9 protein-coding genes are annotated in these 9015 nt (G+C 58.7%); 6 read left to right on the top strand and 3 right to left on the bottom strand.

Translation table 11 applies throughout. The annotated features are described in order from the left end of the window. Positions 1–23 precede the first annotated feature (23 nt). Positions 24–1223, bottom strand: coding sequence for a tyrosine--tRNA ligase (gene tyrS / locus AC6CIA_RS13335; protein ID WP_498312607.1), 1200 nt, complete (start codon positions 1221–1223; stop codon positions 24–26). Between the two features lie 210 nt (positions 1224–1433). Here tyrS and AC6CIA_RS13330 point away from each other — a divergent pair, with 210 nt between their 5' ends. Further along, positions 1434–2828, top strand: coding sequence for a peptidoglycan DD-metalloendopeptidase family protein (locus AC6CIA_RS13330; RefSeq protein ID WP_498312605.1), 1395 nt, complete (start codon positions 1434–1436; stop codon positions 2826–2828). A gap of 3 nt (positions 2829–2831) precedes the next feature. Further along, positions 2832–3923 (top strand): anhydro-N-acetylmuramic acid kinase, encoded by a 1092-nt coding sequence (locus tag AC6CIA_RS13325; protein WP_498312603.1) that lies wholly within the window; start codon positions 2832–2834, stop codon positions 3921–3923. A gap of 68 nt (positions 3924–3991) precedes the next feature. On the opposite strand, the gene erpA is transcribed toward AC6CIA_RS13325, so the two are convergent. Next, on the bottom strand, positions 3992–4342 hold the full coding sequence (gene erpA / locus AC6CIA_RS13320; RefSeq protein ID WP_003176443.1) for an iron-sulfur cluster insertion protein ErpA: 351 nt from the start codon (positions 4340–4342) through the stop codon (positions 3992–3994). A gap of 163 nt (positions 4343–4505) precedes the next feature. Continuing rightward, positions 4506–5540, bottom strand: coding sequence for an N-acetyl-gamma-glutamyl-phosphate reductase (gene argC, locus AC6CIA_RS13315; RefSeq protein WP_498312601.1), 1035 nt, complete (start codon positions 5538–5540; stop codon positions 4506–4508). Between the two features lie 134 nt (positions 5541–5674). Here argC and hemJ point away from each other — a divergent pair, with 134 nt between their 5' ends. The 4 genes from hemJ (at position 5675) to AC6CIA_RS13295 (ending at position 8989) form a co-directional block, all read left to right on the top strand. After that, positions 5675–6103 carry a protoporphyrinogen oxidase HemJ gene (hemJ, locus tag AC6CIA_RS13310; RefSeq protein WP_498312599.1) on the top strand — a complete coding sequence of 143 codons (429 nt, stop codon included), beginning with the start codon at positions 5675–5677 and terminating at the stop codon, positions 6101–6103. A gap of 35 nt (positions 6104–6138) precedes the next feature. Next, complete coding sequence (locus AC6CIA_RS13305) at positions 6139–7107, top strand: NAD(P)H-dependent flavin oxidoreductase (RefSeq protein WP_498312597.1); 969 nt, start codon at positions 6139–6141, stop codon at positions 7105–7107. 88 nt (positions 7108–7195) lie between these two features. Next, positions 7196–8137 carry a DUF805 domain-containing protein gene (locus AC6CIA_RS13300; RefSeq protein ID WP_498312595.1) on the top strand — a complete coding sequence of 314 codons (942 nt, stop codon included), beginning with the start codon at positions 7196–7198 and terminating at the stop codon, positions 8135–8137. A gap of 63 nt (positions 8138–8200) precedes the next feature. Continuing rightward, positions 8201–8989, top strand: coding sequence for an SDR family NAD(P)-dependent oxidoreductase (locus tag AC6CIA_RS13295; protein ID WP_498312593.1), 789 nt, complete (start codon positions 8201–8203; stop codon positions 8987–8989). Positions 8990–9015: the final 26 nt, after the last annotated feature.

Here is a 9015-nt window from a genome sequence, read left to right as displayed (position 1 = left end):
GCCGTCAACCGTTAATTTCAGGATTACTCGGATTTAAGCGTAATCCGCGCAAATGCCTTCTTTCCGGCCTGGCAAACGTGGGTAGCACCCAGCTCATACATAAAGGTGCGATCCACCACCTCACCATCTATACGCACACCACCGGAGCCGAGAAGATCGCGCGCCACCGCCGAGTTCTTCACCAGCCCCGCCTTATTAAGGACCGCGGCAATCGGCATCGCCTCTGCAGCACTCAACTCGATCTCCGGCAAATCATCCGGCAACTCACCATCCTTCATACGATTGCCCGCCGCCCGATGAGCATTGGCCGCCGCCTCCTCACCATGGAAGCGCGCAACAATCTCTTCAGCCAGCTTGATCTTGACGTCACGCGGATTGGCGCCTGCTTCTACATCAGCACGCAGCGCATTGATCTCATCCATCGAACGGAAGCTCAGCAACTCAAAGTAACGCCACATCAGTGCGTCGGGAATCGATACCAGCTTGCCGTACATGACGCCCGGCGCTTCCTGGATACCCACATAGTTACCCAGCGACTTGGACATCTTCTTCACGCCGTCCAACCCTTCCAGCAACGGCATGGTCAGAATGCACTGGGCTTCCTGCCCGTACGAACGCTGCAGCTCACGCCCCATCAGCAGATTGAACTTCTGGTCGGTACCACCCAGCTCGACGTCCGCACGCAACGCCACCGAGTCATACCCCTGAACCAGCGGATACAGGAATTCGTGAATCGCAATCGGCTGATTGGTCGAGTAGCGCTTATCGAAGTCGTCACGCTCGAGCATACGAGCGACGGTGTACTGGGACGTCAGGCGGATGAAATCCGCAGGCCCCATCTGATCCATCCAAGTGGAGTTGAATGCCACTTCAGTCTTGGCCGGATCAAGAATCTTGAATACCTGGCTCTTATAGGTCTCGGCATTGTCGAGGACCTGCTCCCGCGTCAGCGGTGGACGGGTAGCGCTCTTGCCGCTAGGGTCACCGATCATCCCGGTGAAGTCACCTATAAGGAAGATCACTTGATGCCCCAGCTCCTGGAACTGGCGCAGCTTATTAATAAGCACGGTATGACCCAGGTGCAGATCCGGCGCCGTCGGATCAAAGCCAGCCTTAATACGCAGCGGCTGACCACGCTTGAGCTTTTCAATCAGCTCGGCCTCAACCAACAATTCTTCCGCACCACGTTTGATCAGCGCTAGCTGCTCTTCAACCGACTTCATAACAGACCCGCAAGGCTCAGATTCAAAGGGAACCAACCATACAAGATCAGGGACTAATTACAAGTTTTGCCCTGCAAACGGACACCATTCAGCAAGCCCAGCGTTCGCGAGCTTGCACCACAGATGATTTGGTTATATTTTATACAGTTATTTCATCTTCATCATGTCATTCATCTTTTCCATTTCATCTTTTCAAAGTCAAAATTACCTATGACCACTGAACCATCTAAAGCGCCACCGCTTTACCCGAAGACCCACCTGCTCGCCGCAAGTGGTATCGCCGCCCTTCTCAGCCTGGCACTTCTGGTATTCCCTTCCAGCGACGTAGAAGCCAAACGGACCACCCTGAGTCTTGACTTGGAGAGCCCGGCTGAACAACTGACACAAGATCAAGACGCTTCCGACGCCCAACAAGCCACAACCGATGCAGTCGAGACCCCGTTTGCACAGATTGAAGACAGCCAGGATGACGCCAAGGAAACCGTTCAGGCGCCAACTGGCCCGCAACACCGCGAAGTGATCGTGGCCAGTGGCGACACACTGTCGACACTGTTCGAAAAAGTCGGGCTGCCGGTCTCGACCGTCAGTGAGATACTGGCCAGTGATAAGCAGGCCAAGCAATTCGCCCACCTCAAGCGTGGCCAAAAGCTGAATTTCGAACTGAGCCCCGAGGGCCAACTGACCAGCCTGCAGACCGATCTCAGCGACCTCGAAAGCATAACGCTGACCAAAGACCCCAAGGGCTTTGCCTTCAATCGCATTACCACCAAGCCTGTCGTACGTTCCGCCTATATCCACGGCGTAATCAACAGCTCCCTCTCCCAGTCCGCCGCCCGCGCGGGACTGTCGCACAGCATGACCATGGACATGGCCCGCGTGTTTGGCTACGACATCGACTTCGCCCAGGATATTCGCCAAGGTGACGAGTTCGACGTGATCTACGAGCAGAAAGTAGTCAAGGGCAAAGTGGTCGGCACCGGCAATATTCTTTCGGCACGCTTTACCAACCGCGGCAAAACCTATACCGCCGTGCGCTACACCAACAAGCAAGGCAATAGCAGCTATTACACGGCCGACGGCAAGAGCATGCGCAAGGCGTTCATTCGGACTCCCGTTGACTTCGCTCGTATTAGCTCGCGTTTCTCCATGGGCCGCAAGCATCCAATTCTGAACAAAATTCGCGCCCACAAAGGTGTGGACTATGCCGCGCCTCGCGGCACACCGATCAAGGCTGCGGGTGACGGCAAGGTGCTGCTGGCCGGTCGCCGTGGCGGCTACGGCAATACCGTGATCATTCAGCACGGCAATACCTACCGCACGCTCTACGGTCACATGCAAGGTTTTGCCAAAGGCATCAAGACCGGCGGCAACGTCAAGCAAGGCCAGATCATTGGCTATATCGGCACCACCGGCCTGTCCACCGGACCGCACCTGCATTATGAGTTCCAGGTCAACGGCGTCCACGTCGACCCATTGGGCCGGAAGCTGCCCATGGCCGACCCGATCGCCAAGGCCGAACGCGCGCGTTTCATGCAACAAAGCCAGCCACTGATGGCACGCATGAACCAGGAACGGGCAACCATGCTGGCTTCGGCGAAGCGCTGAGTCATGCCGCTCTATATAGGGGTAATGTCCGGGACCAGTCTTGATGGCCTGGACATTGCGCTGATTGACCAGGACCCGGCGATCAAACTGATTGCCACTCACTACATCCCGATGCCCGAGTCGCTGCGGGCCGAGTTGCTGGACCTGTGCACCAGTGGCCCGGATGAGATTGCCCGCTCGGCAACTGCCCAACAGCGCTGGGTAACACTTGCCGCACAAGGTATTCACGCACTGCTTGAGCAGCAGGGACTCGCTCCCCACGACATCCGGGCGATTGGCAGCCATGGGCAGACCATTCGCCACGAGCCAGGACGCGGCTTTACCGTGCAGATCGGGAATCCGGCACTGCTCACCGAATTGACCGGCATAACCGTCGTCAGTGATTTTCGCAGTCGCGATGTCGCCGCCGGCGGCCAAGGCGCGCCCCTGGTACCTGCCTTCCATGAAGCCTTGTTCGACACCCACAGCGGCCATCGGGCAGTGTTGAATATCGGCGGCTTCAGCAATCTCAGCCTGATTGAAACCGGCAAACCGGTCACCGGCTTCGACTGCGGCCCCGGCAACGTCCTGCTGGACGCCTGGATTCAGCAGCAGCGCGGCGAAAATTTCGATCGCGATGGCCAATGGGCTGCCAGTGGAAAAGTTGAGCCTGCATTACTCAGCGCACTGCTCAGCGACCCATTTTTCCTGACCAAAGGCCCGAAAAGCACCGGTCGCGAAGTTTTCAACCTCGTCTGGCTGGAGCACCACCTTGGCCGGCTGCCGGCATTCAGTGCTCAAGACGTACAAGCGACGCTGCTGGAACTCACAGCCCTGACCATCGTCGACTCGTTGAAAGCCGCACAGCCTCAGACCGACACCCTGCTGGTCTGTGGCGGAGGCGCCCATAACACCACACTCATGCACCGTCTCAGCGCCCTGCTACCTGGCACACGAGTCAGCAGTACCGCCACTCACGGTGTGGACCCCGACTGGGTCGAGGCCATGGCCTTTGCCTGGCTGGCCCACTGCTGCCTTGAAGGTATCGCCGCCAACCGGCCTGGCGTGACCGGTGCGCGTGGTCTTCGCGTGCTCGGCGCGATCTACCCCGCCTGATCCGCAGATAGCAAAACGCCGGTTGGCTCCATGAGAGCCAACCGGCGCCTTTTCCAGCCCGATATTGATCAGATCGAGAACGACGAGCCGCAACCACAGGTCGTGGTGGCATTCGGGTTCTTGATCACAAAGCGCGAGCCTTCCAAACCTTCCTGGTAATCCACCTCGGCGCCTGCCAAGTACTGGAAGCTCATGGGGTCCACAACCAGGCTGACACCTTCGCGCTCGACGATGGTGTCGTCATCGGCTACATCTTCATCGAAGGTGAAACCGTACTGAAACCCGGAACAACCGCCACCCGTAACGAATACGCGCAGCTTCAACCGATCATTACCCTCTTCATCGACCAGGCTCTTCACCTTGTGCGCGGCACCGTGGGTGAATTGCAAAGCCGTGGGGGTGAAGGATTCAACGCTCATGCTGATAATCTCCCGGCGTAACGCCGCCATATGCGTGATGGCCGACATTATCCGCTTCTCCTAGAAAAGCGGTCAACTATTGTTACGGTATATCAATCTGCGCATCGACCCTTAAAAACACAAAAGGCCCGATCAACGGGCCTTTTGCACAGCAGCCAAGGCCTTACGGCATCATGCCCGCGTGAGACAAGCCCAGCTTCTCATCCAGCCCGAACAGGATATTCATGTTCTGCACAGCCTGGCCGGACGCGCCCTTGACGAGATTGTCGATGACCGAAAGCACCACCACCAGGTCACCGTCCTGCGGGCGGTGCACGGCAATGCGGCAGACATTCGCACCGCGCACGCTACGGGTTTCCGGGTGGCTGCCGGCCGGCATCACATCGACGAACGGTTCGTTGGCATAACGCTTCTCGAACAACGCCTGCAGATCTACCGAGCGGTCCACGACAGTTGCATATAGCGTCGAGTGGATCCCGCGGATCATCGGGGTCAAGTGCGGCACGAACGTCAGGCCGACATCCTTGCCCGCGGCACGGCGCAGGCCTTGGCGAATTTCCGGCAAGTGACGATGCCCTTTAACCGCATAAGCCTTCATGCTTTCAGACGTCTCGGAGTACAACGATCCCACGGCCGCGCCGCGACCTGCACCACTGACACCCGACTTGCAGTCAGCAATCAAGCGCGAAGCGTCTGCCAGTCCCGCCTCCAACAGAGGCAGGAACCCCAACTGCGTGGCGGTCGGATAGCAACCCGGCACGGCAATCAGGCGCGCCTGCCGGATCTGCTCGCGATTGACTTCCGGCAGGCCATAGACCGCCTCGTCAAGCAGCTCTGGGGCACCATGCGGCTGGCCATACCATTTGGCCCATTCCTGCGCATCCTGCAAACGAAAGTCCGCCGAGAGGTCAATAACCTTGGTGCCAGCCGCCAGCAACTCACCGGCCAGGGCATGGGCGACACCGTGAGGCGTGGCAAAGAACACCACATCGCAGGCCCCTAGGGTCTTGATATCCGGAACGCTGAACGCCAGACCGTCGTAATGGCCGCGCAGATTGGGGTACATATCGGCAACAGCCATGCCGGCCTCGGATCGGGAAGTGATGACCACCACTTCCGCTTGCGGATGCTGGGCCAACAGACGCAGCAATTCGACACCGGTGTAACCCGTGCCGCCGACAATACCGACCTTGACCATAAACCTGCCCTCAACGAACCACTGGAAAGCCGTCGATAATAGGGGCCGTATCGTTCTGCGACAACCGCCAAGGTGACGTGCGGGCGCGCTAACCTCTACTATCCCCAGTTACCGTGAACCTGGGATAACTAAAAATGCTCTATCTATGGATAAAAGCCTTTCATATCGTCAGCATCGTCTGCTGGTTTGCCGGGCTGTTTTACTTGCCGCGCCTGTTCGTCTATCACGCGCAAAGCGAGGACAGCACCAGCAAAGAGCGTTTCTGCATCATGGAGCGCAAGCTGTACCGCGGCATCATGCTGCCCTCGATGATCGCCACGCTGGTATTCGGTATCTGGTTGATCAGCCTCAACCCGAGCGTATTCAGCCAAGGCGGCTGGATGCACGCGAAACTGACCTTGGTGGTGTTCCTGATCGGCTACCACCATATGTGCGGCGCTCAAGTGAAACGCTTCGCACGTGGCGAAAACACCCGCAGCCATGTCTTTTATCGCTGGTTCAATGAAGTGCCAGTTCTGATATTGCTGGCGATTGTAATTTTGGTTGTCGTAAAGCCGTTTTAACTCTCATCAGCCGCACCTTATCCGGGGTACTTCCAATGTCGCTGCCCGCTTTGCTTGAACAACGTTTACGGCTGCCCGTAGTGGCAGCGCCGATGTTCCTGATCTCCAACCCGCAACTGGTCCTGGCTTGCTGCCGCAACGGCGTGGTCGGCAGCTTCCCGGCTCTCAACCAGCGGGAAAGCAGTGGCTTCAAGGCCTGGCTGGAAGAAATCGAGACGGGCCTGGCGCTGCTGGACAACCCCGCGCCCTACGCGGTCAATCTGATTGTGCATAACAGCAACCCGCGCCTTGCGGCTGACCTGGCGATTTGTGTCGAGCACAAGGTGCCAATTGTCATCACCAGCCTGGGAGCAGTGAAAGAACTGGTGGACGCTGTACACAGCTACGGTGGACTGGTCTTCCATGACGTCACCACAAGGCGCCACGCAGAGAAGGCCGCAGAAGCCGGTGTCGATGGCCTGATTGCGGTCGCGGCGGGCGCTGGTGGCCACGCCGGCACATGGAGCCCGTTCTCGCTGGTCGCCGAAATCCGTCAGTTTTTCGACAAAACCCTGCTGCTGGCCGGCTGTCTCAATCACGGGCACGAAATTCTGGCGGCGCAATTGCTCGGGGCCGACCTCGCCTATTTCGGTACCCGTTTCATCGGCACCACCGAAAGCCATGCCCCGGATGCGTATAAAGAGATGCTGCTCACATCGCGCGCCGCGGACATCGTGCACACGCCGGCCGTTTCGGGTGTACCCGCAAGCTTTATGCGCCAGAGCCTGGAAAACGCCGGTTTCGACCTCGCCGCCCTACAAGGCAAGGGCGAAGTCAATTTCGGCTCCAAGCTCAAGCCATTGAGTGATGAAGCCAAGGCCTGGAAGACGGTCTGGTCGGCAGGCCAGGGCGTCGGACAAATAGATGACTTGCCCAGCGTGGCTGAGCTCGTCGCGCGGCTGGATACCGAATACCGCAAGGCGCTCGAACACACGGCACAATTGTCGAAACACTGGCCGCGTTGATTGAGCAATGATCCATCGCCTGCCCATCGGGGCAGGCGCTACACTCCCGACACCCCACTTACCTACTTCAAGTGACAAGGATGCCCGCATGAGCGACAACCGTTTCAAGATCGTGTTTGAGGGCGCATTGCTGCCCGGTGTCGAACCCACCACCGCCAAACTGAACCTCGCCGATCTGTTCAAAAGCGATATCGAGGCAATCGAAAAGCTGTTTACCGGGCGCCCGGTCGCCCTTAAACGCGACCTGGCCCACGCCGACGCTCAAACCTATCTTGAAGCGCTGACCAAAACCGGCATCGAAGCGCGCATCGAGGCCGAACAACCGGTGGCCTTCAGTCTGGCGGAGACACACGAAACCCATTCCGAACACAGCACCTCGGCAACGTCGCCTTACGCGCCACCCCGCGCCACAGTGGGCGACGACCTGCCAGAGTTCTCGACGCTGAAAGTCTTCACCATCAACGGCCGTATCGGCCGACTGCGCTTTCTGGCGTGGACGCTGGTGCTGACGCTGGTCATGCTTGCCGTCCTGGGCGCGGCAGTTAGCGTTGGCCTGGGGATCGCAGCGGTTTCTTCCACTGCGGCCATCGTCCTCGGCAGCCTGGTGGGCTTCGTACTCTTTGTCGCATTTATCTGGGTCAGCGTGCAGATCACCGTGCAGCGCTTGCATGACCTCGGCTGGTCCGGCTGGTTGTGGTTCCTTAATCTGGTGCCGTTCGTTGGCAGTATTTTCCCGATCCTGTTGATGGTGCTGCCAGGCAACGGCGGCGCCAACCAGTATGGCGCGCCACCGCCACGCAATAGCACTGCCGTCAAAGTACTGGCCGTGATGTGGCTGGCATTCATACCGTTGCTGTTCTCCGCTGTATTGGTCTCCGGCTTGAGCGGCATGCTGGACGAGATGGACACTCACTTGGAAAGCAGCTCGATGAGTACTTATGACGGTACCGAGCAGAGCGTTATCGTCGGCGAAGAAGATGGCCAAAGTGCTGATGACGTGGCCGAACCTGTAGACTCTGCGCAAGAATGAAGAAACACGCCGCACCTGTGATGCCTCTGTTACAGGTGCGGCGGCGTTGCGATGGAGAAATGCATGACCCGTTACGCTCTGATCACCGGTGCTTCCAGCGGCATTGGCCTGGCTTTGGCCGAAGCACTCGCGCGGCGTGGTCGCAGCTTGATTCTGGTGGCCCGCCAGCGTGATCAGCTGGAAAGTATTGCCATCGAGCTGACCCAACGCTTTGGCGTCGACGTACTGTTTCGCGCCTGTGACCTGGGCGAGCCGTTGCGCCTCTCCGGCTTTTTGCTGGAGCTGGAAGAAGGCGAGCGGCAGATCGACTTACTGGTCAACTGCGCCGGCATCGGTACCAGCGGTCCGTTCCTGGCCCAGGACTGGATGACCGAGCAAGACCTGATGGAGGTCAACATCCTGGCCTTGACCCGCCTGTGTCATGCCGTTGGTAACGCCATGGCCCTGCAAGGCGGCGGGCAGATTCTCAACGTTGCCTCGGTTGCGGCCTTTCAGCCTGGGCCGTGGATGAGCACCTACTACGCCAGCAAAGCCTATGTCCTGCACTTTTCCGAAGGCTTGCGCGAGGAGCTGAAAACCTGTGGCATACAGGTTTCGGTACTCTGCCCGGGCCCGACACGCACCGCTTTCTTCGGCAGCGCACAGATGGATACCGCCAAACTCGAGCGCAGCCAGCACCTGATGAGCCCCGAAGAGGTTGCCCTCTACACCGTGCGCGCCCTGGAAAAGAACAAAGCCATCATCATTCCCGGTCGCCGGAACCGCTGGCTGGCGTTCAGTCCGCGCTTGAGCCCACGCTGGCTGACCCGCAAAATCGCCGGCGCTGTCAACAAGGCCTATTGCTCACGCTGATAGCGACCCGCACCAAGGGCTGTGTG

The sequence above is a fragment of the Pseudomonas sp. GQ91 genome, from assembly GCF_059758795.1.
Note: the sequence above shows the minus strand (reverse complement) of the source record. Positions and strands in the feature narration are given on the sequence as shown.

Coding starts and splice junctions, on each gene's coding strand:
- hemJ (WP_498312599.1), top strand. CDS start 5,675: ATGCTCTATCTATGGATAAAAGCCTTTCATATCGTCAGCATCGTCTGC.
- erpA (WP_003176443.1), bottom strand. CDS start 4,342: ATGAGCGTTGAATCCTTCACCCCCACGGCTTTGCAATTCACCCACGGT.
- AC6CIA_RS13325 (WP_498312603.1), top strand. CDS start 2,832: ATGCCGCTCTATATAGGGGTAATGTCCGGGACCAGTCTTGATGGCCTG.
- tyrS (WP_498312607.1), bottom strand. CDS start 1,223: ATGAAGTCGGTTGAAGAGCAGCTAGCGCTGATCAAACGTGGTGCGGAA.
- AC6CIA_RS13305 (WP_498312597.1), top strand. CDS start 6,139: ATGTCGCTGCCCGCTTTGCTTGAACAACGTTTACGGCTGCCCGTAGTG.
- AC6CIA_RS13295 (WP_498312593.1), top strand. CDS start 8,201: ATGACCCGTTACGCTCTGATCACCGGTGCTTCCAGCGGCATTGGCCTG.
- AC6CIA_RS13330 (WP_498312605.1), top strand. CDS start 1,434: ATGACCACTGAACCATCTAAAGCGCCACCGCTTTACCCGAAGACCCAC.
- argC (WP_498312601.1), bottom strand. CDS start 5,540: ATGGTCAAGGTCGGTATTGTCGGCGGCACGGGTTACACCGGTGTCGAA.
- AC6CIA_RS13300 (WP_498312595.1), top strand. CDS start 7,196: ATGAGCGACAACCGTTTCAAGATCGTGTTTGAGGGCGCATTGCTGCCC.